Source organism: Enterobacter cloacae complex sp. 677-3DZ2D5B (assembly GCF_004136695.1).
Taxonomy (GTDB): Bacteria; Pseudomonadota; Gammaproteobacteria; order Enterobacterales; family Enterobacteriaceae; genus Enterobacter; species Enterobacter hormaechei_C.
Map to the genome: position 1 here is coordinate 271,929 of NZ_QFLS01000006.1, position 23,820 is coordinate 295,748.

Annotated in this window: 24 protein-coding genes; 18 read left to right on the forward strand and 6 right to left on the reverse strand. The window is 56.0% G+C overall.

Annotated features, from left to right (window positions below):
- The first annotated feature begins 77 nt into the window (after nucleotides 1-77).
- Entirely contained in the window at nucleotides 78-2,099 is a 2,022-nt protein-coding gene (locus DD597_RS11135) for an NADPH-dependent 2,4-dienoyl-CoA reductase (RefSeq protein ID WP_129256186.1), read from the forward strand.
- On the opposite strand, the gene rlmG is transcribed toward DD597_RS11135, so the two are convergent.
- Nucleotides 2,096-3,232 carry a 23S rRNA (guanine(1835)-N(2))-methyltransferase RlmG gene (gene rlmG, locus DD597_RS11140; protein WP_045332921.1) on the reverse strand — a complete coding sequence of 379 codons (1,137 nt, stop codon included), beginning with the start codon at nucleotides 3,230-3,232 and terminating at the stop codon, nucleotides 2,096-2,098. The genes DD597_RS11135 and rlmG overlap by 4 nt on opposite strands.
- Before the next feature lie 83 nt (nucleotides 3,233-3,315).
- Between rlmG and DD597_RS11145 the strand changes: the two genes are divergently transcribed.
- The 4 genes from DD597_RS11145 to sstT all read left to right on the forward strand — a co-directional run bounded on the left by DD597_RS11145 (nucleotide 3,316) and on the right by sstT (nucleotide 7,621).
- Nucleotides 3,316-3,819 (forward strand): M48 family metallopeptidase, encoded by a 504-nt coding sequence (locus tag DD597_RS11145; RefSeq protein ID WP_063944493.1) that lies wholly within the window; start codon nucleotides 3,316-3,318, stop codon nucleotides 3,817-3,819.
- A 70-nt stretch (nucleotides 3,820-3,889) separates the two neighbouring features.
- Nucleotides 3,890-4,888 (forward strand): Gfo/Idh/MocA family protein, encoded by a 999-nt coding sequence (locus DD597_RS11150; protein WP_063944494.1) that lies wholly within the window; start codon nucleotides 3,890-3,892, stop codon nucleotides 4,886-4,888.
- A gap of 251 nt (nucleotides 4,889-5,139) precedes the next feature.
- Entirely contained in the window at nucleotides 5,140-6,105 is a 966-nt protein-coding gene (locus DD597_RS11155; RefSeq protein WP_003862625.1) for a TerC family protein, read from the forward strand.
- A gap of 274 nt (nucleotides 6,106-6,379) precedes the next feature.
- Complete coding sequence (sstT, locus tag DD597_RS11160) at nucleotides 6,380-7,621, forward strand: serine/threonine transporter SstT (RefSeq protein WP_003862628.1); 1,242 nt, start codon at nucleotides 6,380-6,382, stop codon at nucleotides 7,619-7,621.
- 138 nt (nucleotides 7,622-7,759) lie between these two features.
- On the opposite strand, the gene DD597_RS11165 is transcribed toward sstT, so the two are convergent.
- Both DD597_RS11165 and uxaC read right to left on the reverse strand, forming a co-directional pair.
- Nucleotides 7,760-9,247: a UxaA family hydrolase gene (locus DD597_RS11165; RefSeq protein WP_003862630.1), complete on the reverse strand. Its 1,488-nt coding sequence runs from the start codon at nucleotides 9,245-9,247 to the stop codon at nucleotides 7,760-7,762.
- A gap of 17 nt (nucleotides 9,248-9,264) precedes the next feature.
- A complete protein-coding gene (gene uxaC / locus DD597_RS11170) occupies nucleotides 9,265-10,677 on the reverse strand; it encodes a glucuronate isomerase (RefSeq protein WP_003862632.1) in 1,413 nt (470 codons plus the stop codon).
- Nucleotides 10,678-11,152: 475 nt separating this feature from the next.
- On the opposite strand from uxaC, the gene DD597_RS11175 reads away from it, so the two are divergent.
- From DD597_RS11175 to DD597_RS11225, 11 genes are all read left to right on the forward strand, one after another.
- Nucleotides 11,153-12,451: an MFS transporter gene (locus tag DD597_RS11175; RefSeq protein ID WP_003862634.1), complete on the forward strand. Its 1,299-nt coding sequence runs from the start codon at nucleotides 11,153-11,155 to the stop codon at nucleotides 12,449-12,451.
- A 197-nt stretch (nucleotides 12,452-12,648) separates the two neighbouring features.
- A complete protein-coding gene (gene exuR, locus DD597_RS11180) occupies nucleotides 12,649-13,425 on the forward strand; it encodes a transcriptional regulator ExuR (protein ID WP_003862635.1) in 777 nt (258 codons plus the stop codon).
- Nucleotides 13,426-13,767: 342 nt separating this feature from the next.
- A complete protein-coding gene (gene yqjA / locus DD597_RS11185) occupies nucleotides 13,768-14,430 on the forward strand; it encodes a DedA family general envelope maintenance protein YqjA (RefSeq protein WP_003862638.1) in 663 nt (220 codons plus the stop codon).
- Nucleotides 14,431-14,432: 2 nt separating this feature from the next.
- The gene (gene mzrA / locus DD597_RS11190; RefSeq protein WP_003862640.1) at nucleotides 14,433-14,816 is read left to right on the forward strand and encodes an EnvZ/OmpR regulon moderator MzrA; all 384 of its coding nucleotides are present in this window, start codon (nucleotides 14,433-14,435) and stop codon (nucleotides 14,814-14,816) included.
- Between the two features lie 143 nt (nucleotides 14,817-14,959).
- Nucleotides 14,960-15,328 carry a DUF1090 domain-containing protein gene (locus DD597_RS11195; protein ID WP_003862642.1) on the forward strand — a complete coding sequence of 123 codons (369 nt, stop codon included), beginning with the start codon at nucleotides 14,960-14,962 and terminating at the stop codon, nucleotides 15,326-15,328.
- A 29-nt stretch (nucleotides 15,329-15,357) separates the two neighbouring features.
- Complete coding sequence (locus tag DD597_RS11200) at nucleotides 15,358-15,663, forward strand: YqjD family protein (RefSeq protein WP_003862645.1); 306 nt, start codon at nucleotides 15,358-15,360, stop codon at nucleotides 15,661-15,663.
- A 2-nt stretch (nucleotides 15,664-15,665) separates the two neighbouring features.
- Nucleotides 15,666-16,064, forward strand: coding sequence for a phage holin family protein (locus DD597_RS11205; protein WP_003862647.1), 399 nt, complete (start codon nucleotides 15,666-15,668; stop codon nucleotides 16,062-16,064).
- Nucleotides 16,061-16,357, forward strand: coding sequence for a YqjK-like family protein (locus DD597_RS11210; protein WP_003862649.1), 297 nt, complete (start codon nucleotides 16,061-16,063; stop codon nucleotides 16,355-16,357). The genes DD597_RS11205 and DD597_RS11210 overlap by 4 nt, the downstream gene beginning before the upstream one ends.
- Before the next feature lie 253 nt (nucleotides 16,358-16,610).
- Nucleotides 16,611-17,003 (forward strand): DoxX family protein, encoded by a 393-nt coding sequence (locus tag DD597_RS11215; RefSeq protein ID WP_003862651.1) that lies wholly within the window; start codon nucleotides 16,611-16,613, stop codon nucleotides 17,001-17,003.
- A 72-nt stretch (nucleotides 17,004-17,075) separates the two neighbouring features.
- The gene (locus tag DD597_RS11220) at nucleotides 17,076-18,062 is read left to right on the forward strand and encodes a glutathione S-transferase family protein (RefSeq protein ID WP_129256187.1); all 987 of its coding nucleotides are present in this window, start codon (nucleotides 17,076-17,078) and stop codon (nucleotides 18,060-18,062) included.
- Nucleotides 18,063-18,168: 106 nt separating this feature from the next.
- A complete protein-coding gene (locus DD597_RS11225; RefSeq protein WP_000384149.1) occupies nucleotides 18,169-18,534 on the forward strand; it encodes a DUF805 domain-containing protein in 366 nt (121 codons plus the stop codon).
- A 38-nt stretch (nucleotides 18,535-18,572) separates the two neighbouring features.
- Here DD597_RS11225 and yhaJ read toward each other — a convergent pair whose 3' ends face one another.
- On the reverse strand, nucleotides 18,573-19,475 hold the full coding sequence (yhaJ, locus tag DD597_RS11230) for a DNA-binding transcriptional regulator YhaJ (protein WP_003862655.1): 903 nt from the start codon (nucleotides 19,473-19,475) through the stop codon (nucleotides 18,573-18,575).
- A gap of 104 nt (nucleotides 19,476-19,579) precedes the next feature.
- Here yhaJ and DD597_RS11235 point away from each other — a divergent pair, with 104 nt between their 5' ends.
- A complete protein-coding gene (locus tag DD597_RS11235; RefSeq protein ID WP_003862658.1) occupies nucleotides 19,580-20,281 on the forward strand; it encodes a pirin family protein in 702 nt (233 codons plus the stop codon).
- 79 nt (nucleotides 20,282-20,360) lie between these two features.
- Here the strand turns inward: DD597_RS11235 and DD597_RS11240 are convergent, their stop codons facing one another.
- Complete coding sequence (locus tag DD597_RS11240; RefSeq protein WP_022651889.1) at nucleotides 20,361-21,665, reverse strand: serine dehydratase subunit alpha family protein; 1,305 nt, start codon at nucleotides 21,663-21,665, stop codon at nucleotides 20,361-20,363.
- Between the two features lie 20 nt (nucleotides 21,666-21,685).
- Nucleotides 21,686-23,017, reverse strand: coding sequence for an amino acid permease (locus tag DD597_RS11245; RefSeq protein ID WP_022649483.1), 1,332 nt, complete (start codon nucleotides 23,015-23,017; stop codon nucleotides 21,686-21,688).
- A 526-nt stretch (nucleotides 23,018-23,543) separates the two neighbouring features.
- On the opposite strand from DD597_RS11245, the gene DD597_RS11250 reads away from it, so the two are divergent.
- Nucleotides 23,544-23,820 (forward strand): contractile injection system protein, VgrG/Pvc8 family (locus DD597_RS11250; RefSeq protein ID WP_370325993.1); only part of this gene is annotated, 277 nt, incomplete at its 3' end.

The following is a 23,820-nucleotide window of genomic DNA, read 5'->3' on the forward strand; positions in this document are numbered from 1 at the left end:
TTTTCCCTTTTACTCCCCGCTGGCTAAATTAGTAACTCATCCGACCACATAACAATAATTTTACACTGGAAGAGACTATGAGCCGCTACCCGTCGTTATTCGCCCCTCTCGATCTGGGGTTCACCACCCTCAAAAACCGCGTGCTGATGGGCTCAATGCACACCGGGCTGGAGGAGCGTCCGGACGGGGCTGAACGTCTGGCAGCCTTCTATGCCGAACGCGCGCGCCACGGGGTGGCGCTGATTGTCACCGGCGGCGTAGCCCCTGCCCCTTCCGGGGTGACGATGGAGGGCGGCGCGGTGTTGAATGATGCGTCACAACTGTCGCACCACCGCATTGTGACCGACGCGGTCCACCGCGAGGGCGGCAAAATCGCCCTGCAAATTCTGCATACCGGGCGCTACAGCTATCAACCGAACCTGGTTGCCCCCTCGGCTATTCAGGCGCCGATTAACCGCTTTACTCCTCACGCCCTTAGCCACGACGAGATCCTGGCGCTGATCGACGATTTTGCCCGCTGCGCCGCGCTGGCAAGGGAAGCAGGCTACGACGGCGTGGAGGTGATGGGCTCTGAAGGCTATCTGATTAACGAATTTCTCGCCGCACGCACCAACCAGCGCGACGACGAATGGGGTGGCGACTATGCCCGCCGCATGCGTTTTGCCGTGGAGGTGGTGCGCGCGGTGCGTGAACGTGCGGGTGCGGATTTTATTATCATCTTCCGCCTGTCGATGCTCGACCTGGTGGAAGGCGGCGGCACCTTCGACGAAACCGTGCAGCTGGCGCAGGCAATTGAAGCCGCCGGTGCCACCATTATCAACACCGGGATTGGCTGGCACGAAGCGCGCATCCCCACCATCGCCACGCCGGTGCCGCGTGCGGCGTTCAGCTGGGTAACGCGCAAGCTGAAAGGCAAAGTCTCCGTTCCGCTGGTAACAACGAACCGCATTAACGACCCGCAGGTGGCGGACGATGTGATCTCCCGCGGCGACGCCGATATGGTCTCGATGGCGCGTCCGTTCCTCGCGGATGCCGAACTGCTCTCCAAAGCGCAAAGCGGCCGTGCGGATGAGATCAATACCTGCATCGGCTGTAACCAGGCCTGTCTGGATCAAATCTTCGCTGGCAAAGTCACCTCCTGCCTCGTTAACCCCCGCGCCTGCCATGAAACCAAAATGCCGGTGGTTACGACGGTCAATAAAAAACGCCTGGCCGTGGTGGGCGCAGGCCCGGCGGGCCTGGCGTTTGCGGTCAATGCCGCCTCGCGCGGGCACAGCGTGACGCTGTTTGATGCGCTGGCGGAGATCGGCGGGCAATTTACTATCGCCAGACAGATCCCCGGCAAAGAGGAGTTCTACGAAACGCTGCGCTACTACCGCCGGATGATCGAGCTGACGGGCGTCGAGCTGCGGCTTAACCAGTTTGTCAGCGCGGCGGATCTGATCGGTTTCGACGAGGTGATCCTCGCGAGTGGGATCGCCCCGCGCACCCCTGCGATCGAAGGTATCGATCATCCGAAGGTATTGAGCTATCTGGACGTGCTGCGCGACAAAGCACCGGTTGGCGAGAAGGTGGCGATTATCGGCTGCGGCGGGATCGGTTTTGATACCGCGATGTATTTAAGCCAGCCGGGCGAAGCCACCAGCCAGAACATCGCTGAGTTCTGCGTGGAATGGGGCATTGATACCAGTCTCAGTCAGTCCGGCGGTTTACGCCCGGAAGGGCCGCAGCTGCCGAAAAGCCCGCGTCAGATCGTGATGCTCCAGCGTAAGGCCAGCAAGCCGGGTGAAGGGCTGGGCAAAACCACTGGCTGGATCCACCGCGCCACCCTGCTCTCGCGCGGGGTGAAGATGATCCCGGCGGTGAGCTACCAGAAGATCGACGACGACGGGCTGCATGTGCTGATCGGTAGTGAACCGCAGCTGCTGCGCGTGGATCATGTGATTTTGTGCGCCGGACAGGAGCCAAAGCGCGATCTGGCCGATCCGCTGCGCGAAGCGGGTAAAACGGTGCATTTGATCGGCGGGTGCGACGTGGCGATGGAGCTGGATGCGCGGCGGGCGATTGCGCAGGGCACCCAGCTTGCACTGGTTATTTAGCGACGACGCCCCAGCTTCACCGCTTTCAGCACCACGAATTTGTTATTGGTGGCAATGGTGACGCAGTTGCCGAAAATCTTCTTCAGCTTGTGGAAGTAGTCCAGGTGGCGGTTCGCCACGATATACAGCTCGCCGTTGATTTTCAGGCAGCGGCGCGCGTGGTGGAACATCTCCCACGCGACGTTATCCGTCAGGGCGTGCTTCTGGTGGAACGGCGGGTTACAGAATACCGCGTTGAAGCGGAAAGGCTCTACGCCCGACAGCGCGTTATTGATCATAAACTCGCAGCGATCCAGCGCTTCAGGCAGGTTAGTTTCCACGTTCAGACGGCTGGAGGCCACCGCCATTGGCGATTCGTCGCTGAACACCACGCTGGCCTCCGGGTTCTTCGCCAGCAGCGTCAGGCCAATCACGCCATTGCCGCAGCCCAGGTCGACAATTTCCCCTTCCAGATTTTCCGGCAGATGTTCCATAAAGAAACGCGCCCCGATATCCAGACCGGTACGGGAAAAGACGTTCGCGTGGTTGTGGATGGTCCAGTCGGTACCTTCCAGTTTCCAGCTCAGCGTTTCTGGCGCGTCGGCCAGCGCCGGTGCGCTGAAGGTGCAGTTGATCAGGCGTGCTTTTTTCCAGGCAAGCGTCGTGGTGGTCGGGCCGAGGACCTTCTCGAACAGCTCCAGCGTCGAGGTGTGAATATCACGCGCTTTGGCACCCGCGATAATGCGGGTTTCTGGCGTGACGACTTTACGCAGCGCGCGCAGTTGCTGCTCCAGCAGCGCCATGGTTTTTGGCACCTTAATCAGCACCACGCCCGGCGCCTGCGGGTAGTCCGCGGTGCTGTCGAGGAACTTCACGCTGGACTCTTCGATGTCGTTATGGCGCAGGTTTTCACGCGTCGCCAGTTCGCTTAAGTAAGAATCGCCGATACTGTAAGGCGCATGTTCCGCCAGCGCGCAGGCCAGCGCGCCAAACGCGTCATTCAGGATCAGAACCGGGCCGCTGATTTCAGTCTCATCCAACTGTTGCAGCAGATATTCATCCGCCGCTTCCCACGCCTGAAGCGGGTTCACGTCGTCCGTTTCCGGGAAACGTTTAAGGTTGAGTGAACGGAAACCGTTGTCTAAGTGGCTCATCGGCCCTCCTGAATGGTAAAATTTGGCGTATCCCTGAAAAGGGTGCGTGAGTATACCCGTTTTCACACTATTTTGGGGTTTTGATGAACCAGCTGACTTATCTCCAGGGCTATCCGGAGCATTTACTTTCCCAGGTTCGTGACCTGATTGCCGCGGGAAAGCTCGGTGCGGTGCTGGAAAAACGCTACCCGGGCACGCATGATTTCGCGACTGACAAAGCCCTCTGGCAGTATACGCAGGATCTGAAAAACCAGTATCTTAAGAGCGCCCCGCCGATCAACAAGGTGATGTACGACAATAAGATCCATGTGCTGAAAAACGCGCTCGGCCTGCATACCGCCATCTCCCGCGTGCAGGGCGGCAAGCTGAAGGCTAAAGCGGAGATCCGCGTCGCGACCGTCTTTCGCAACGCGCCGGAAGCCTTTCTGCGGATGATCGTGGTGCACGAGCTGGCGCACCTGAAAGAGAAAGAGCACGACAAAGCCTTCTATTCCCTGTGCTGCCACATGGAGCCACAGTACCACCAGCGGGAGTTTGATACCCGTTTGTGGCTGACGCATTTATCGTTAAAGAGTAATGCGCAGTAGCGCACGCGAAATGTCATGATGACGTGCTACAGTGGTTTTAAGTTCCCTGCTACGGAGTACGTAAACGTTTATGATACGTTTCGCAGTCATCGGTACGAACTGGATCACGCGCCAGTTCGTCGACGCCGCCCACGAAACCGGCAAATATAAGCTCACCGCAGTCTATTCCCGCAGCCTTGAGCAGGCGCAGAGTTTTGCGAATGACTACCTGGTTGAACATCTGTTCACCTCGCTCGATGAGATGGCGCAAAGCGACGTCATTGACGCGGTCTATATTGCCAGCCCGAATTCTCTGCATTTCCCGCAAACGAAGCTGTTCCTCAGCCACAAAAAACACGTGATTTGCGAGAAGCCGCTGGCCTCGAATATTGAGGAAGTGGAAGCCGCCATTGCGCTTGCCCGGGAAAACCAGGTGGTGCTGTTTGAAGCGTTCAAAACCGCCAGCCTGCCGAACTTCCTGCTGTTGCAGCAGTCCCTGCCGAAAATTGGCAAAGTGCGTAAAGCCTTTATCAACTACTGCCAGTATTCCTCGCGCTACCAGCGCTACCTGGACGGCGAAAACCCGAACACCTTTAACCCGGCCTTCTCGAATGGCTCGATTATGGATATCGGTTTTTACTGCCTGGCCTCTGCGGTCGCCCTGTGGGGTGAACCGCACGGCGTAACGGCCACCGCCAGCCTGCTGGAGAGCGGCGTGGATGCACATGGCGTTGTGGTGCTGGACTACGGTGATTTCAGCGTGACGTTGCAGCACTCGAAGGTCAGTGACTCCGTACTGCCAAGCGAAATTCAGGGCGAAGACGGCTCGCTGGTGATCGAAAAAATCTCCGAATGCCAGAAGCTAAGCATCGTTCCCCGCGGCGGCAAAGCGCAGGAGCTGACGCAGCCTCAGCATATTAACACTATGCTCTATGAGGCAGAGGTCTTCGCCCGTCTGGTAGAAGACAACGAAGTGAACCACCCGGGGCTGGCAATCAGCCGCACCACGGCGAAGCTGCAAACGGAGATCCGCCGACAGACTGGCGTGATTTTCCCCGCAGACGGCGTGAATGTGGAAGCCGTCGCGTAAAGCTGTGTAATGAAATCGTGCAGACCATTGACGAAACCGATGGTCTGACATAATTTGTTACCTGCAAAGGGGAGTAACTTCTTCGCCGGTGGATCGTCATTACGATGCGTGCAAAACCGCATCCGGTCGCCGGGCAACCTTCGAGGTTGTAAGTGAGACCTTGCCGGAAGGCGAGGTCTATGCATAAAAAGCTAACGGCTATCGTCTTCTGACCATAGCCGTTTTTGTTTTTTATGTGTAAGGAAAATAGTATGCATTCTGTCGGCACTCCAATGCTGTGGGGCGGATTCGCGGTTGTCGTGCTCATCATGCTGGCGATCGACCTCTTTTTGCAGGGTCGTCGCGGCGAACACGGCATGAGCGTCAAGCAAGCCGCCGTCTGGTCGCTGGTATGGGTTACCCTCTCACTTCTTTTCTGCGCCGCCTTCTGGTGGTATCTGGCCTCAACCGAAGGCCGCGCGGTGGCCGATCCTCAGGCACTCGCCTTCCTCACCGGCTATCTGATTGAAAAAGCACTGGCGGTTGATAACGTCTTCGTCTGGCTGATGCTGTTCAGTTACTTCGCCGTGCCTGCGGCTCTGCAACGCCGCGTGCTGGTGTACGGCGTTCTGGGCGCTATTGTCCTGCGTACCATCATGATCTTCGCCGGTAGCTGGCTGATTACCCAGTTCGAATGGCTGTTGTATGTATTTGGTGCGTTCCTGCTGTTCACCGGGGTCAAAATGGCGCTGGCGAAAGAAGACGATACCGGTATCGGTGATAAGCCGTTGGTGAAGTGGTTCCGGGGTCATCTGCGCATGACGGACAAGATCGAGAGCGAGCATTTCTTCGTGCGTAAGAACGGCCTGCTGTTCGCCACCCCGCTGCTGCTGGTGCTGATTCTGGTCGAGCTGAGCGACGTGATTTTCGCGGTGGACAGTATCCCGGCTATCTTCGCAGTTACCACCGACCCGTTCATCGTTCTGACCTCGAATCTGTTCGCCATCCTCGGCCTGCGTGCGATGTACTTCCTGCTGGCAGGCGCGGCAGAGCGCTTCTCAATGCTGAAGTACGGCCTGTCGGTGATTCTGGTGTTTATCGGTATCAAGATGCTGATCGTCGATTTCTACCATATCCCGATCGCCATTTCGCTCGGCGTGGTGTTTGGCATTCTGCTGGTGACGCTGATTATCAATACCTGGGTTAACCGCCAGCACGATAAGAAGCAGCAGGTTTAGTGCAACGTTCGGTGCGGGCTGATGCCCTCACCCCAACCCTCTCCCACAGGGAGAGGGGGAAATGCAATGCAGGCCGGGTAAGCGTAGCGCTACCCGGCGCTTTCGTTAACCAATAGTTAAAAAACATGACGCAACACGTAAAATCCAGCATTTTACGCTTCCCTCCTTTCACGTATTCCCTATACTCGACCAGGCAAACATTTACTTACATCCGGAAATAAATGTGACTTAGAGCACATCCAGGATGGAACGCAATTTCACTCAGGAATAACGTATGAGCACACAATCACGCGGTCTGTTCGCGCGCCTGGCGCAGGGCAGTCTTGTAAAACAAATTCTGGTCGGGTTGGTACTGGGTATTCTGCTGGCCATGGTGTCGAAACCTGCCGCGGAGGCCACGGGACTGCTCGGGACGCTGTTTGTGGGCGCCCTGAAGGCCGTCGCCCCGGTACTGGTGCTGATGCTGGTGATGGCGTCGATTGCCAACCACCAGCACGGACAAAAAACCAACATTCGCCCTATTCTGTTCCTGTATCTGCTGGGAACCTTCTCTGCTGCCTTAACGGCCGTTGTGTTTAGCTTCCTGTTCCCGTCTACGCTGCACCTGACCAGCGCGGCCGGTGATATCACCCCGCCGTCCGGGATTGTGGAAGTCCTTCGCGGCCTGCTGATGAGCATGGTCTCTAACCCCATCACCGCACTGATGAGCGGAAACTACATTGGCATCCTGGTCTGGGCGATTGGTCTGGGCTTCGCGCTGCGTCATGGCAACGAGACCACGAAAAACCTGGTCAACGATTTGTCCAATGCCGTGACTTTCATGGTGAAGCTGGTGATTCGCTTTGCACCAGTCGGTATCTTTGGTCTGGTTTCTTCGACGCTGGCCACTACCGGTTTCGACGCACTGTGGGGCTACGCGCAGCTGCTGGTCGTCCTGGTCGGCTGTATGCTGCTGGTGGCGCTGGTGATCAACCCGCTGCTGGTGTTCTGGCAGATCCGCCGCAACCCGTATCCGCTGGTGCTGACTTGCCTGCGCGAGAGCGGCGTGTATGCCTTCTTTACCCGCAGCTCGGCGGCGAACATTCCGGTCAACATGGCGCTGGCGGAGAAGCTGAACCTGGATCGCGATACCTATTCCGTGTCGATCCCGCTGGGTGCGACCGTGAACATGGCGGGTGCGGCGATCACCATCACCGTGCTGACGCTGGCGGCGGTGCATACGCTGGGTATTCCGGTGGATCTGCCAACCGCGCTGCTGCTGAGCGTCGTTGCATCACTGTGTGCCTGTGGCGCATCCGGCGTGGCGGGCGGATCGCTGCTGCTGATCCCGCTGGCCTGTAACATGTTCGGTATCCCGAACGAGATTGCCATGCAGGTTGTCGCGGTCGGCTTCATTATCGGCGTATTGCAGGATTCCTGCGAGACTGCGCTGAACTCCTCTACCGACGTGCTGTTTACCGCCGCAGCCTGTCAGGCGGAAGATGCGCGTTTAGCGAAGAACGCCCTGCGCAGTTAAAAAGAAAAGCCCGGTGGCGGCTACGCCTTACCGGGCCTACAAGGTAAATGCAAAACGGCAACATGTGTTGCCGTTTTTAGTGTTTGCACCCTCTCCCTGTGGGGAGGGTTGGGGTGAGGGCACCAGCCCGCACCCAGCTTACAGCGTCACACCACTCTTAAAAATCGCCAGCTCGCGGAAGTCGTTCTTCTCGTTACAGGTCTGCCTGCCGCTGGCGAACTCTGCGATAGCGTCCACGAACTCGCTCAGCAGCTGCGGCATCGCTTTGCCGTGGATCAGCTGCCCTGCGTCGAAATCGATCCAGTGCTTTTTCTTTGCCGCCAGCTCGCTGTTGGTGGCAATTTTAACCGTCGGCACAAACCCGCCGTACGGCGTACCGCGGCCGGTACTGAACAGCACCATATGGCAGCCCGCCCCCGCCAGCGCGCTGGTGGCGACCGCATCGTTACCCGGTGCGCTCAGCAGGTTCAGGCCGTGGGTTTTCAGGCGTTCGCCGTAGCGCAGAACGTCCACCACCTGGCTGGCCCCCGCTTTCTGGGTGCAGCCGAGGGATTTCTCCTCCAGCGTGGTGATTCCGCCCGCCTTGTTCCCCGGCGACGGGTTCTCGTAAATCGGCTGATTGTGGGCAATGAAGTACTGTTTGAAGTCGTTCACCATGGTGACGGTCTTCTCAAACGTCTCTTCGTCGCGACAGTGGCTCATCAGAATGCGCTCTGCGCCGAACATCTCCGGCACTTCGGTCAGCACCGTGGTGCCGCCGTTGGCAATCACGTAATCCGAGAAGCGGCCCAGCATCGGGTTAGCGGTAATGCCGGAAAGCCCGTCAGACCCGCCGCACTCCAGGCCAAACTTCAGTTCGCTCAGCTTGCCCGGCTCGCGCTTGTCGTGACGCATCACCTCGTACAGCTGGTGCAGTTGTTCAACGCCCGCTTCCACTTCGTCGTCCTGGTGCTGACACACCATAAAGTGCACGCGCTCAGGATCGAACTCGCCCAGCGTATCGCGGAAGGCGTCAACCTGATTGTTTTCACAGCCGAGGCCAATCACCAGCACCGCCCCCGCGTTCGGGTGGCGCACCATATTTTGCAGCATGGTGCGGGTATTGATGTGGTCGTCGCCCAGCTGGGAACAACCATAGGTGTGGCTGAACAGATGCACGCCGTCGGTGCCTTCAGCATTGTTAGTCTCTTTCAGGAAACGCGTCTGAATTTGACGCGCGATCCCGTTCACGCAGCCGACGGTCGGGAGGATCCACAGTTCATTGCGGATCCCCACCTCGCCGCTGGCGCGGCGGTAGATCTGCACCTCACGATCGGCCGCCTGTCCTTCTTCTGCCTGGAAGTCAGGTTGATAGCTGTACTCGTCCAGATCGCTGAGATTGGTGCGGGTATTGTGGGAATGAATGTATTCACCCGGCGCAATATCCGCCAGCGCATGACCGATGGGCAAACCGTACTTCACCACGTTCTCCCCTTTCGCGATGGGGATCAGGGCAAACTTATGTCCACGTCCAATGGCCTGGCGTAACGTCACCGACTGGTTGTCGAAGGTCACTTCCGTCCCTTCGGCTAAATCGGCCAGCGCGACGGCAACGTTATCCAGCGAATGGATTTTGATGTATTGCATATCAACCTCAAACGGCCTTAGTTCAGTTCAATGGCGAAGTAGTCACGCGCATTGTTAAAGCAGATGTTTCTCACCATTTCGCCCAGCAGCTGGATATCCGCTGGCGCTTCGCCCGCGTGCACCCAGCGGCCAATCATCTGGCACAGAATGCGGCGGAAATATTCATGGCGGGTATAGGAGAGGAAACTGCGGCTGTCGGTCAGCATGCCAACGAAGCGGCTCAACAGGCCGAGCTGCGCCAGCTGCGTCATCTGACGCTCCATGCCGTCTTTCTGATCGTTAAACCACCAGCCGGAACCGAACTGCATCTTGCCCGGCATCCCTTCGCCCTGGAAGTTGCCGATCATGGTGCCCAGCACTTCGTTATCGCGTGGGTTCAGGCAGTAAAGGATGGTTTTTGGCAGCAGGTTTTGCTCGTTCTGTTTGCTCAGCAGTTTTGACAGCTCTTCCGCCATCGGACGGTCGTTGATGGAGTCAAAGCCCACGTCCGCGCCCAGCAGTTTGAACTGACGCTGGTTGTTATTACGCAGCGCGCCGATGTGATACTGCTGAACCCAGCCGCGGCGGGCATATTCCGCACCGAGGAATACCAGTACCGCCGTTTTAAACTGCGCCACTTCGTGCTCACTCAGGGCTTCGCCGGAGAGACGACGCGCCAGAATGCTGTCCAGCTCAGCTTCGCTGGATTCCGCGAACAGCACTACGTCCAGCGCGTGGTCAGACACTTTACAGCCGTGTGCGGCAAAGTGATCCAGACGTTTGGTCAGCGCGGTTTGCAGATCGCCAAAGCGACGGATATCGGTGTCAGACACTTCCGCCAGCTTCGCCATGTAGTCGTTAAAGGTCGGCAGCTCGATGTTGAAGGCTTTATCCGGGCGCCAGCTTGGCAGCACTTTGATGTCAAACGTGCTGTCCTTCGCGACAACCGCGTGGTGCTCCAGAGTGTCGACCGGATCGTCGGTGGTGCCCACCATCTTCACGTTCATCTGCTTCATGATGCCGCGCGCCGAGAAGCTATCCTGCGCCAGCAGGTCGTTGCACTGATCCCAGATTTCATCCGCCGTGGCGGGAGAGAGCAGCTTGCCGGTGATACCAAACGGACGACGCAGTTCAAGGTGAGTCCAGTGGTATAACGGGTTACCGATGGTGTGGGGAACAGTAGCGGCCCAGGCGTCAAACTTCTCGCGATCGGTCGCGTCGCCGGTACACAGGCGCTCGGCCACGCCGTTGGTGCGCATTGCGCGCCACTTATAGTGGTCACCCTTCAGCCAGATATCATACAGGTTTTTGAAACGGTAATTTTCGGCAACCTGCTGCGGCGGTAAATGGCAGTGGTAGTCGAAAATCGGCTGGTCTTTTGCGTAGTCGTGGTACAGGCGGCGAGCAAATTCGGTATCTAACAGAAAATCGTCGGTCATAAACGGTGTCATTATCGTCTTCCTCATTACGGGAGCGTCAGAAAGCTTATGTTCAGATGCTGCAAAGTTATCACACCAATTTCCAGAGTCCGACGTTTTTTTCGTGAGTTAGATCAATAAACGTCGACAAATAAATTACCCTCAAAGGGGTAAACCCTCTCTCAGGCCGCGCCAGTTCTGGCTTTGCGCGTGCCGCATAATGTCCCTACAAAGATTCACACTTTTGTGATGTCACTCACCTTTTAAAGTTGTATGACAAGTTATCTTTTCGCCGTCGCAAACTATAAGCCGACGGAATGCATTACCGGTGTTTGATACATCGGATTTAACGGTACGGAAGCCGACTTAGCACGATTACTAATGGCAAGGTTCGGGCCGTTCCGGGACAGGTTCCCGGTTACGCCCCTCCCGTTACAGAACAGCTCCCGGCAACGGTTGAGTTGTTGCCGTGTCCCGACACGGAAATAACATAACGATGAGGTTTTACATGCGTAAAATTAAAGGGTTACGTTGGTACATGATCGCACTGGTGACGCTCGGCACCGTGCTGGGCTACCTGACACGTAACACCGTGGCAGCAGCGGCGCCAACGTTGATGGAAGAGTTACATATCTCCACGCAGCAATACTCTTACATCATTGCGGCTTACTCTGCCGCTTACACCGTAATGCAGCCTGTTGCAGGTTATGTTCTTGATATTCTGGGTACAAAAATTGGTTATGCCTTCTTCGCTGTAGCCTGGGCCGTCTTCTGTGGGGCGACCGCGCTGGCCGGCAGCTGGGGCGGACTGGCGCTGGCGCGTGGTGCGGTAGGTGCTGCCGAAGCGGCGATGATCCCCGCGGGTCTGAAAGCCAGCTCTGAATGGTTCCCGGCAAAAGAGCGTTCTATCGCTGTCGGTTACTTCAACGTGGGCTCCTCCATCGGGGCGATGATTGCTCCGCCACTGGTGGTGTGGGCGATTGTGATGCACAGCTGGCAGATGGCGTTCATCATCTCCGGTGTGCTGAGCTTTGCCTGGGCCATGGCGTGGCTGATTTTCTATAAACACCCGCGCGACCAGAAAAAGCTGTCTGACGAAGAACGTGACTACATTATTAATGGTCAGGAATCCCAGCATCAGACCGACAACGGCAAAAAGATGTCCGTCTGGCAGATCCTGGGCACCCGTCAGTTCTGGGGTATCGCCCTGCCACGCTTCCTGGCAGAACCGGCCTGGGGTACGTTTAACGCCTGGATCCCACTGTTCATGTTTAAAGTTTACGGCTTTAACCTGAAAGAGATCGCGATGTTCGCCTGGATGCCAATGCTGTTTGCAGACCTGGGCTGTATCGTCGGCGGCTACCTGCCACCGCTGTTCCAGCGCTGGTTTGGCGTGAACCTGATTGTGTCCCGTAAGATGGTGGTCACCATGGGCGCCCTGCTGATGATCGGCCCGGGTATGATCGGCCTGTTCACCAGCCCTTACGTGGCTATCGCCCTGCTGTGTATCGGGGGCTTTGCTCACCAGTCTCTGTCCGGTGCGCTGATTACGCTCTCGTCCGACGTGTTTGGTCGTAACGAAGTCGCCACCGCCAACGGCCTGACCGGGATGGCCGCCTGGACCGCAAGTACCCTGTTTGCGCTGGTGGTCGGCGCGCTGGCGGATACGATTGGTTTCAGCCCACTGTTCGCGGTACTGGCTGTCTTCGACCTGTTGGGTGCGGTGGTTATCTGGACGGTGCTGAAAAGCAAATCCGCAGATGAACTTGCGAAAGAGTCCCTCGGGGGACCGGCGACGCAGAGTTAGCGTTGTTGTGCCGGGTGGCGGCTCCGCCTTACCCGGCCTACAAAATCCAATAAAATAGTAGGTCGGGTAAGCGTAGCGCCACCCGGCAAGAACGACGCAAAAGCCGCCTCCGGGCGGCTTTTTTGATGGCGAAATCTGGAGACTGGCACGCAAAAGTGGTATAACAAATCATTCGCCGTACCCTGCCTGGAGCGCATATGGAAATCACCGAATCACGTCGTTTATATCAACAACTTGCCGCCGAGCTGAAAGATCGCATCGAGCAAGGGGTCTATCTTGTCGGTGATAAACTTCCCGCTGAGCGTTTCATTGCGGATGAAAAAAGCGTCAGCCGCACGGTGGTCCGCGAAGCCATCATCATGCTGGAAGTGGAAGGGTATGTTGAGGTACGCAAAGGTTCCGGCATTCATGTGATTTCCAGCCAGGCGAAACACTCCCCCACCCCGGACGAAAGTCTGGAGTTTGCCAGCTACGGTCCGTTTGAGCTTCTCCAGGCTCGCCAGCTGATTGAAAGCAACATTGCGGAATTTGCTGCGACGCAGGTGACCAAGCAGGACATCATGAAGCTGATGGAAATCCAGGATCACGCGCGTAAAGAAAAATGTTTCCGCGATTCTGAATGGGACCTGCAATTCCACGTCCAGGTCGCCCTTGCGACTCAGAACACGGCGCTGGCGGCAATCGTTGAAAAAATGTGGACTCAGCGCGTTCACAACCCGTACTGGAAGAAATTGCACGATCATATTGATTCCCGCACGGTAGATAACTGGTGTGACGATCACGACCAGATTCTTAAGGCCCTGATTCGTAAAGATCCGCATGCGGCGAAACTGGCAATGTGGCAGCATCTGGAGAACACCAAACAGATGCTGTTTAATGAAACAAGTGATGACTTTGAATTTAACGCTGACCGCTATCTTTTTGCCGATAATCCGGTCGTTCACCTCGATACCGCGACCAATCTCGCAAAATAACGCCCCGAACTGCTGGCAGGCGCACCGCCGCGCCTTCCGGCCAGACAGGGTAAGAAAACCTCTATAGTGTCAGCCTTTGTAAAATTTCTCGCTCCCCTCCGTGGCTTACGCCAAAATCGTGTTTCCCCTCAAATTCTGTGACGCAGAACGTCGGGCTTTGTTACAATTGGATTCACTTCGTTATTTTGTAAGTTAGTGCTTGCTAACCAGCCAATTAACAGGGAACAGTGTTGGCCACACATCAATGTGTCCGCGAGCGACCATAATGAAATCATAACAATGTCGCCGTGCTGTATTTCCCGAATTACAGGCGTGACGTTAACCGATTTCCAGGAACACTGAATGGAACTTTTGACCCAACTACTGAACGCCCTCTGGGCTCAGGATTTCGAAACGCTGGCCAACCCGTCCATGATTGGCATGCTCTACTTTGTATTATTTATGATCCTGTTCCTTGAGAACGGTCTGCTGCCTGCTGCCTTTTTACCGGGCGACAGCCTGCTGGTGCTGGTCGGGGTGCTTTGTGCAAAAGGGGCGATGGCTTTCCCGCAAACGGTCCTGCTTTTAACCATTGCCGCCAGCCTGGGCTGCTGGGTGAGTTACATTCAGGGGCGATGGCTGGGTAACACGCGAATCGTTCAGAACTGGCTTTCGCACCTTCCGGCCCATTACCACCAGCGAGCGCACCACCTTTTCCATAAGCATGGGCTTTCCGCCTTGCTGATTGGCCGCTTTATCGCATTCGTACGCACCCTACTGCCCACCATTGCGGGCCTGTCCGGCCTGAGCAGCACGCGCTTCCAGTTCTTTAACTGGATGAGCGGCTTGCTGTGGGTGCTGATCCTGACCACGCTCGGCTACGCGCTGGGTAAAACGCCGGTCTTTATGAAATACGAAGACCAACTGATGTCTTGCCTGATGCTGCTGCCCGTCGTTCTGCTGGTGTTTGGCCTGGTCGGGTCCCTGGTCGTACTGTGGAAGAAGAAATACGGGGCCAGGGGTTAACGATGGTTATCTCCCCGCTCGCGCTGCGCCGCTTCTCTTACGCCATCGTCGCGCTGATGATGTTCAGCGCTCTTATCCTGCTGTGGTCTGCGCTACAGCATCAGGAGTCGACGCTGGCTATCCGTCCTGTGAGCCAGGGAACCAGCGTGCCGGATGGTTTTTCCATCTGGCATCATCTCGACGCAAACGGGATTCGCTTTAAGAGCATCACGCCGCAAGACGATGTGCTGCTGATAAAATTTGACTCCAGTGCGCAAAGCGCCGCGGCGAAAGCCGTGCTGGACCGCACGCTGCCGCAGGGTTACATCATTGCGCAACAGGATGATGACAGCCACGTCGCCTCCTGGATGTCACGGTTACGCGACACGTCGCATCGATTTGGTTAACGACTAATATTCCGAATATTTTCACCTACTTTGGTGAAACTCCCGTTTACTTACTATGCTTAAGTACGCGGAGCACCCCTCAGATGTTCTCCGCTTAGTTCTGGAACACGGCTTACGCCGTAACACAATGGAAGGTTTCTATAATGAAATACCGCATCACCCTGGCTCTGGCCCTTTTTTCTTTAAGCACAGCTTCCTTCGCTATGTCTCTTTGTCAGGAGAAAGAACAGGATATCCAACGCGAAATCAGTTATGCCGAAAAGCATAACAATCAGCACCGGATCGACGGACTGAAAAAAGCGTTGCGCGAAGTGAAAGACAACTGTACGGACAGCAAGCTGCGTGCCGATCATCAGGAAAAAATCGCTGAACAGAAGGACGAGATAGCCGAGCGCCGTCAAGACCTGCAAGAAGCGAAAGAGAAAGGTGATGCGGAAAAAATTGCCAAGCGCGAGAGGAAGTTGCAAGAGGCGCAGGACGAACTGAAAGCGCTGGAAGCTCGCGATTATTGAGTTAACGGAAATCTCAACAGGAGAGAATCATGTCAAAAGATACAACTTCAGAAAATCTGCGCGCTGAACTGAAATCCCTGGCGGACACCCTGGAAGAGGTGCTGAACTCTTCTGCCGATAAATCGAAAGAAGAAGTCAGCAAACTGCGCAGCAAAGCGGAGCAGGCACTGAAAGAGAGCCGTTACCGTCTGGGTGAAACCGGTGATGCGCTGGCGAAACAGACCCGCGAAGCGGCTGCGCGCGCAGACGAATATGTACGTGATAATCCATGGACGGGTGTGGGTATTGGCGCCGCAGTGGGTGTGGTGCTGGGTGTCCTGCTGACGCGTCGTTGATTATGGAAGATCCACGTCACGCACAAGGGCCTGCTAAAAACGTCCTCGGCATTGGCCAGCGTATTCTTACGACGCTGGTCGGGATTGCCGAAACGCGCGTCCGGCTTGCGGTAGTGGAGCTGGAAGAGGAGAAAGCCAACCTCTTCCAGATGCTGCTCATGCTTGGGCTTACGATGCTCTTTGCCGCGTTTGGTCTGATGAGCCTGATGGTGTTAATCATCTGGGCTATCGATCCACAGTATCGTCTGAACGCGATGATTGCGACTACCGTGGTTCTGCTGGTGGCGGCGCTGATAGGCGGTATCTGGACCCTGCATAAAGCGCGCACGTCGACCTTCCTGCGTCATACGCGCCAGGAGCTGGCCAACGACCGCGCCCTGCTGGAGGATGATAAGTCGTGAGCGACAAAGCCGAACGTCAAAAGCGGAAAGCGTATCTGTTGAGCCAAATCCAGCAGCAGCGACTGGATCTGTCTGCCAGCCGTCGCGACTGGGTTGAAGCCACGCATCGGTTTGACCGCGGCTGGAACACGGTCCTGAGCCTGCGTTCATGGGCGCTGGTCGGCAGCAGCGTGATGGCGATCTGGTCGGTTCGGCATCCTAACATGCTGATCCGCTGGGCACGTCGCGGCTTTGGCGCCTGGAGCGCCTGGCGTCTGGTGAAAACCACGCTGCGACAGCAGCAGTTGCGGTGAAAAAAGCAAAACGGTAACCCTGGTTACCGTTTTTTGTTTTTGCCCCCTCTCCCTGTGGGAGAGGGATGGGGTGAGGGCACCAGCCCGCACGCTCCCTTACTCAATATCTTTGAAGAAGATTAACAGTTTTCCTTGCTAACAATTGCCATCCGCCCCGTTTACACTCCTCTCCATCGACAGCAAAGACGCGGTATCTACCCGAATTTGCACGCAAATAACGTTTAGCCGCTGATGTGGTTTCCTGGAGAGTAAAATGAAAAAATTAGAAGATGTTGGTGTACTGGTAGCGCGTATTCTGATGCCAATTCTGTTCATCACCGCAGGCTGGGGCAAAATTACCGGCTATGCGGGCACTCAGCAGTATATGGAAGCGATGGGCGTGCCGGGGTTCCTGCTGCCACTGACCATTCTGCTTGAGTTCGGCGGCGGCCTGGCAGTGCTGTTCGGTTTCCTGACACGCACCACGGCGCTGTTCACCGCAGGCTTTACCCTGCTGACCGCGTTCATCTTCCACAGCAACTTTGCGGAAGGCGTGAACTCCCTGATGTTCATGAAAAACCTGACCATCGCGGGTGGCTTCCTGCTGCTGGCTATCACGGGCCCGGGCGCCTACAGCATCGACCGTCTTCTGAATAAGAAGTGGTAAGCACGCTATACTGATTACATTCAAAGCGAGGAGACATCTCCTCGCTTTTGCTATCTGACGGAGGAGAAAAAAATGGGACAACTCGTAGACGGCGTCTGGCAGGATGTCTGGTATGACACCAAATCCACCGGTGGACGCTTTAAGCGCTCTGTTTCGGCCTTCCGTAACTGGCTGACCGCCGACGGCGCACCCGGCCCGAGCGGCGAAGGCGGCTTCGCGGCGGAGAAAGATCGTTATCATCTGTACGTTTCTCTCGCCTGTCCGTGGGCGCACCGCACGCTGATTGTGCGCAAGCTTAAAGGCCTCGAATCGTTAATTCCGGTTTCGGTGGTCAACCCGCTGATGCTGGAAAACGGCTGGACGTTCGACAGTGACTTCCCTGCCGCGACGGGTGATGAGCTTTATCATCACGATTTCCTGTATCAGCTCTATCTGCGCGCCGATCCGCACTACACCGGACGCGTAACGGTGCCGGTGCTGTGGGACAAGAAAAACCAGACGATCGTCAGCAATGAATCCGCTGAAATCATTCGCATGTTCAATACCGCGTTTGACGCGCACGGCGCCCGCGCCGGGGATTACTACCCGGTTGAGCTGCGCGAGAAAATTGACGAGCTGAACGGCTGGATCTACGACAACGTCAACAACGGCGTCTATAAAGCGGGCTTTGCCACCAGTCAGGAAGCGTACGACGAAGCGGTCGGCAACGTGTTTGGATCCCTGGAGCGCCTGGAGCAGATCCTCGGCCAGCATCGTTATTTAACGGGCGATCGCCTCACCGAAGCAGACATCCGCCTGTGGACGACGCTGATCCGCTTCGATCCGGTGTATGTCACCCACTTCAAGTGCGACAAGCATCGCATCAGCGATTATCTGAACCTGCACGGTTTCCTGCGCGACATCTATCAGATGCCGGGGATTGCGGAGACGGTCAATTTTGACCATATTCGCACCCATTATTTCCGCAGTCATAAGACCATCAACCCAACGGGCATTATCTCCATTGGCCCGTGGCAGGACCTGGATGAAGCGCACGGGCGCGACGTGCGTTTCGGATAATTATTTAGGGAATCAATTGATTCCCTTTTTTAATTCACAGCATACATCTATCCTTACCTCGATCGCTTAGAAAACAAGTGATTGACTGATTAAGAGGCAAGGAAAAATGGACTGGTATTTAAAGGTACTGCGCAACTATTTTGGTTTTGGTGGCCGTGCCCGCCGTAAAGAGTACTGGATGTTCGTTCTGGTGAACTTCGTCCTGATTATGGTGCTGGGCATTGTGGACAAGATCCTCGGCTGGGAACGCGAGGGGGGTGAAGGCATTCTCACCACCATTTATGGTGTGTTAGTTCTGCTGCCTTCATGGGCCGTACTGTTTCGTCGTCTCCACGACACCGATCGTTCGGCGTGGTGGCTGCTGTTGCTGTTGATCCCGCTTATCGGCTGGATCGTGATTTTGATTTTCAACTGTCAGAGCGGAACGCCGGGCGAAAACCGCTTTGGTCCGGATCCTAAGGCAAGCGCGTAAATTCTGCCCGGTGGCGCTTACGCTTACCGGGCCTACGCTTATTTGTTGTGGTGGGCAAAGAGCTTGGGAATTTCACGCAAACACCACGATTTGGCTTCGCCCATGCTATCGCGACGCCACGCCATAATAATATCCACTTCGCTGGTGTATTCCGGGCTGACGACGCGCAGCCGCCCTTCTGCAATGTCCTTTTCGACAAACGGGTACGGCATAGTCGCCACGCCCAGCCCCGCCAGGAGCGCCTGACGCTTATCTTCCAGCGACGTTACCGTCAGTCGCGGCTGTTTATCCAGCAACTGTACCGTTAACACCGGGCGCTCTCGGGCGGTATCCGCGACCGCCACGCCGCGGTATTTCACGCGCGTGACCTCAGAGAGCGGCTCCGGCTCCTGATGGATAGGGTGATCCGGCGCGGCGACGTAGACGTTCATCACGCTGTAGAGCTTGCGCGAATTGATTTCTGACGATGAGCGGAAATGCATGTCTGGCGCAATCACGATATCCGCCCTGCCCGTCTCAAGACGCTCCCATGCCCCGGCCAGCACCTCGGTGATGATCGACAGCTGGGTATTGGCTTTCGCGGCCAGTCTGTCCACCAGCGGAAACAGCGCTTCGGTGGGCACCAGCGCTTCGGTCACTAACGTCAGATGGGTTTCCCAGCCGCGGGCCAGCGCTTCGGCATCGGTCGTCAGCTTATCCGCCGCTTCCAGCAATACGCGGCCGCGCTCCAGCAGCATCCGCCCAACGTTGGTGAATTTTGTTCGATGACCGGAGCGATCGAAGAGCACAACATCCAGCTCCTCTTCCAGCTTTTGCATGGTGTAGCTCAGCGCAGACGGAACGCGCCCCAGTTCATCTGCCGCCGCGGCAAAACTGCCGCGCCTGTCAATCGCGTCCATGACGCGAAGCGCCTCAAGCGTCAATGCTCTCTCTTTAGCCATCTCGTTCTCATTCAGGAAATTTGAACATACCAGGCAGAATATCTGGCTAACAATGCAGCGTCCATACCTTTACCATTGATTTAGTGTAAAGAGAGGTCAAGTTTATGATTACGACAAGAACAGCGAAACAGTGCGGACAAGCCGATTTCGGTTGGTTGCAGGCCCGCTACACCTTTTCCTTTGGACACTACTTTGACCCTAAACTCCTCGGTTACGCTTCACTGCGTGTATTGAATCAGGAAGTGCTCGCCCCGGGCGCGTCCTTCCAGCCGCGCACGTACCCGAAAGTCGATATCCTGAACCTGATCCTGGAAGGCGAGGCAGAATACCGCGATAGCGAGGGCAATCATGTCCAGGCGAAGGCTGGCGAGGCGCTGTTAATTTCCACGCAGCCAGGTATTAGCTACAGCGAGCATAACCTCAGCAAAGATAAAACGCTGACCCGCATGCAGCTGTGGCTGGATGCCTGTCCGGAGCGGGAAAATCCGCTGGTGCAAAAGATCGATCTGAAGGGCGATCAACAGCAGCTGATTGCCTCGCCAGACGGCAGCAAAGGCAGCTTGCAGTTACGCCAGCAGGTGTGGCTGCACCATATCGAACTGAAAAAAGGTGAACAGGCGAGCTTCCAGCTTCATGGCCCGCGAGCCTATTTGCAGTCCATTCACGGAACGGTGCATGCGGTCACGCATACGGAAGAGAAAGAAGCGCTCACCTGCGGTGACGGGGCGTTTATTCGTGACGAAGCGAATATCACTCTGGTTGCCGATACGCCGCTGCGCGCGCTGTTGATTGATTTGCCGGTTTAAGATCAACACGCCCCTCGCTCGATCGGTTCCCTCTCCCTATGGGAGAGGGTTAGGGTGAGGGGTAACGGATTGGATTAGATCACAACACCTTACTCGCCATAATCTCAATGATCTGCCGGTCCGTCGCCTGCATTGAGCGGCACGCCAGAGCGCACAGGTTAGAGATAGACTGTTCAACGTCGTGCGCCACAATCCCCTCGTTACCCGTCACCGCAGTATCATCCAGCGCCATCATCACGGCTTTCCAGGCGCTGGTGACGCTGGTCGAGACCTTCATTGCACAGCTGTTAGAAGCCCCATCGCAGATCATCCCGCTCACGTCGCCGATCATACTGCCGATCGCCATGGCAATGGTCTGGTAAGATCCGCCCATCAGCCACGCCATCCCCGCCGCTGCCCCCATTCCGGCGGTTGTCGCCGCGCACAACGCGGACAAGCGCGGAAGCTGGTAATGGATATAGATAGCCGACAGATGCGAGAGCATCAGCGCCCGCGCCAGCCGTTCGTCATCAGCCTGAACGTGCTCAGCCACCACCACTACCGGCATGGTGGCGGTGATGCCCTGATTCCCGGAACCCGAGTTGCTCATCGCTGGCAGCGTCGCGCCTCCCATGCGGGCATCCGAGGCTGCGCTGGTGCGGATAATAATGTCTGAACCCAGATCCTGCGCCATCCAGCCGCGTGCGCGCTGTTTATTGAGCGTCGCGCCAATATGCAGCCCCCAGTTGCCACGCAAACCTTCGCGGGAGAGCGCATCGTTCAGCCGCCCCGCATCAAGGATAAAGCGGATCGCGTCGAACGGCACCTGCTCCACAAACTCAAGGATCTGTGACAGCGTGGTGGTCGAGAGTACCGCCAGCGGATCGTCGTTGTTCTGGCTCTGACGATCGTCAAGCCTGAAGCACGTTTCGCCCTGACAAACTACCTCCACCACGCGAGTGTGCCCGCCAGCGATGGTCACCATCGCCGAGGATTCACCGGCGTAAACGCAGGCGCGTGAATAAAGGATCTCATCGCACGGCTCCTGCAATTTTACCTGCACCAGACCCGCGTTCAGCAATGCTTTGGCGCGCGTTAGCGCCTCGGCCGACGCGTCTTTCAACACTTCCAGCCCGGCGTGCGCATTACCGCCTGTCGCCCCCAGCGCGGCCGCGATGGGTAAACCGACCATACCGGTGCCGGGCACCGTTACGCCAAGCCCGTTTTTCATCAGGTTCGGCGATACCCACGCCTCGATACGCGTTACCTCACCGGAAAGCTGTCCGGCAGCCATCGCACACGCCAGCGCCAGCGAGACGGGTTCGGTACAGCCCAGCGCAGGCTTTACCTCTTCCTGCACAGCGCGAATAAAATGGTTCCATAAAGGATTAATTTGCTCAGACATCGTTACGACCTTATTTAACCTCATGAGAAGGCGAGGAAAGGAGAAACACAAAGCAGCAGCCCGGTAATTACGATAATTACCAGCGATACGCCTTTATATTTATGAAGTGCGGGCACTTTGTAGACCAGCCACGCCGGAATTAAGCAGCCCACCATCCCGAAAATAGGGCTACAGATGGAGGTGAAGCTCAGCACCGGCGCGTTTAATACAATCGCGCTCCAGGCCAGCAGGATGGCGAACAGCATAATCCCGCGCTGGACGGCATTTTCATTGATTTTTTCCGCCGGCATTTTGCGGCGCAGGATGTTCATTACGATGCCCTGCGTCGCCTCACGAAAGCCGAGATAGACGCCAAAGAACGCGGTCATCACGGCGAAAATGTTGAGGATCACGCTGACGATTTTGACCCAGCCCGCACCGTCACCGCTGATGAACTGTGCTGCGATTGCCAGGGCGGAAATATTCTGCTCGTAGGCTTTTACCGCCTCGTCGTGCCCCATCGCCAGCGTGAAGGAAACCGCGTAGAAAAAGACCGTCACAAACAGCACGCCAAAGGCGATATTCATTGCCCGCAGCGCTTTATGACGCGCCACCTCTACGGATTTTTCCCGTGAACGATAGGAAATCACCATCGGGCTTAAAGTCTGAATAAACAGAATGGAGGTTAAGGTGAAAGGCAGCGTAATAATGGCGTTTTTAATCAGCAGCCCCATCGGCGGCAGCATACCGACGTTGGCTAAATGCCAGAGGCCAATCATCGAAAGACCCAGCGCCGCCACTACAAATAATTTGGTCAGCACCATCAGGCTGGAGACTTTAAACAGCAGTTTTTCACCGCGCGACGAGATAGCGACCAGAATGCAGATCAGGAATAAGCCGTAGAACGGATTTTCCGACAGCAAACCGTCGGTTACGCCGAAGGTGTGCAAATAGGAGGCGCTGTCGTTGGTGATAGCCGTGGAATAGACAAACATCCAGATCACCAGCATCACGAAATAAAGCGCACCCAATAAGATGCCCCAGTTTTTACCTAAATAACCGCTAATGACGCTCGGGTAATCTTTGCATTCCGGTGATTCCGCCAGCGTATTAATAAACAGGCGCTGGAACAGGTACATAGCCGGATAACCAATTATCGACGAGAGTAAAAACACCCACAGCCCCATTAACCCGACCTGCACCGGAAGAAAAACGATGCCCGCGCCGATAGCCATCCCGATACTCATGATGACCCAGCCCGTATCGGTGCTGTCGAATTTAATCGCCTCTCGCCATTCGCTTTCGCTCATTCCCGCCCGCCTTGCCGCAGGGGAATCACTCACAATCACACTGCTGTTTGTTGCCATATTCATCATGGGGCACTCGCTTATTTTGTAGGGTAACTAGTTGTTTTTATAAGGTTCCGATCGCCAGCGATTGCGAGTCAGAAGGTGCAGGTGTGAGTTATTGGTATGGGGAGATCATATCCGGAGAGCGGGAGAAAAAAGTCACAAGTTTAATGAGGCTTTTCTGCGTTTGGAGGAAAGTTTTCTTATGTCGGAGTTATTTGGGCATCATTTTTCTAAAAGTGACGGCGATCAACCTACAAATATCTCGCATCTGATCCTGAAGAAAATCGCTCTACATTCGCATTAACCATATAGTTACTGCTTTGCTTATATTGTCAACTTAGTCAGTACATCCATATATCCAATCAAGCGCGGATAGAGAGATGCCAGTTTGAATATTCTCAACTTCAAATATTCATATGGTGAATTGTTCCTTCTTATTTGCGCAGCAAAAAGGTCCCCCTTTTAAAAAATTACGTTATTTACAACAAATTTGCGTTATGTAACTATCGCGTCGTTTATTATCCACAGTAAGATAAAGGTCTTTGTTATGGATAACTGGCTGGCGCTCTTCGACGGACAGACCCGTTACACCCTGGACATTACGGACTCCCGCGTCACGCCCGACGTGCTGCGGTTTAAGGGCCGCGAGGCGCTCAGCGAGCCCTTCCGATGGACCATCGACTTCACCACACCGCAGGATAACCTCACCCCCGAAGAGGTACTGATGAAGTACGCCACCCTGCGCATGCGCAGCGGGAAGGCAGTGCACGGCATCATCACCCGTCTGGAGTGGCTTTCCACCACCGCCGACCAGTCGCATTACC

Excerpts from the sequence above, each read along its gene's own strand:
- DD597_RS11135 (WP_129256186.1), top strand. The coding sequence starts at position 78 with ATGAGCCGCTACCCGTCGTTATTCGCCCCTCTCGATCTGGGGTTCACC.
- rlmG (WP_045332921.1), bottom strand. The coding sequence starts at position 3,232 with ATGAGCCACTTAGACAACGGTTTCCGTTCACTCAACCTTAAACGTTTC.
- DD597_RS11145 (WP_063944493.1), top strand. The coding sequence starts at position 3,316 with ATGAACCAGCTGACTTATCTCCAGGGCTATCCGGAGCATTTACTTTCC.
- DD597_RS11150 (WP_063944494.1), top strand. The coding sequence starts at position 3,890 with ATGATACGTTTCGCAGTCATCGGTACGAACTGGATCACGCGCCAGTTC.
- DD597_RS11155 (WP_003862625.1), top strand. The coding sequence starts at position 5,140 with ATGCATTCTGTCGGCACTCCAATGCTGTGGGGCGGATTCGCGGTTGTC.
- sstT (WP_003862628.1), top strand. The coding sequence starts at position 6,380 with ATGAGCACACAATCACGCGGTCTGTTCGCGCGCCTGGCGCAGGGCAGT.
- DD597_RS11165 (WP_003862630.1), bottom strand. The coding sequence starts at position 9,247 with ATGCAATACATCAAAATCCATTCGCTGGATAACGTTGCCGTCGCGCTG.
- uxaC (WP_003862632.1), bottom strand. The coding sequence starts at position 10,677 with ATGACACCGTTTATGACCGACGATTTTCTGTTAGATACCGAATTTGCT.
- DD597_RS11175 (WP_003862634.1), top strand. The coding sequence starts at position 11,153 with ATGCGTAAAATTAAAGGGTTACGTTGGTACATGATCGCACTGGTGACG.
- exuR (WP_003862635.1), top strand. The coding sequence starts at position 12,649 with ATGGAAATCACCGAATCACGTCGTTTATATCAACAACTTGCCGCCGAG.
- yqjA (WP_003862638.1), top strand. The coding sequence starts at position 13,768 with ATGGAACTTTTGACCCAACTACTGAACGCCCTCTGGGCTCAGGATTTC.
- mzrA (WP_003862640.1), top strand. The coding sequence starts at position 14,433 with ATGGTTATCTCCCCGCTCGCGCTGCGCCGCTTCTCTTACGCCATCGTC.
- DD597_RS11195 (WP_003862642.1), top strand. The coding sequence starts at position 14,960 with ATGAAATACCGCATCACCCTGGCTCTGGCCCTTTTTTCTTTAAGCACA.
- DD597_RS11200 (WP_003862645.1), top strand. The coding sequence starts at position 15,358 with ATGTCAAAAGATACAACTTCAGAAAATCTGCGCGCTGAACTGAAATCC.
- DD597_RS11205 (WP_003862647.1), top strand. The coding sequence starts at position 15,666 with ATGGAAGATCCACGTCACGCACAAGGGCCTGCTAAAAACGTCCTCGGC.
- DD597_RS11215 (WP_003862651.1), top strand. The coding sequence starts at position 16,611 with ATGAAAAAATTAGAAGATGTTGGTGTACTGGTAGCGCGTATTCTGATG.
- DD597_RS11220 (WP_129256187.1), top strand. The coding sequence starts at position 17,076 with ATGGGACAACTCGTAGACGGCGTCTGGCAGGATGTCTGGTATGACACC.
- DD597_RS11225 (WP_000384149.1), top strand. The coding sequence starts at position 18,169 with ATGGACTGGTATTTAAAGGTACTGCGCAACTATTTTGGTTTTGGTGGC.
- yhaJ (WP_003862655.1), bottom strand. The coding sequence starts at position 19,475 with ATGGCTAAAGAGAGAGCATTGACGCTTGAGGCGCTTCGCGTCATGGAC.
- DD597_RS11235 (WP_003862658.1), top strand. The coding sequence starts at position 19,580 with ATGATTACGACAAGAACAGCGAAACAGTGCGGACAAGCCGATTTCGGT.
- DD597_RS11240 (WP_022651889.1), bottom strand. The coding sequence starts at position 21,665 with ATGTCTGAGCAAATTAATCCTTTATGGAACCATTTTATTCGCGCTGTG.
- DD597_RS11245 (WP_022649483.1), bottom strand. The coding sequence starts at position 23,017 with ATGAATATGGCAACAAACAGCAGTGTGATTGTGAGTGATTCCCCTGCG.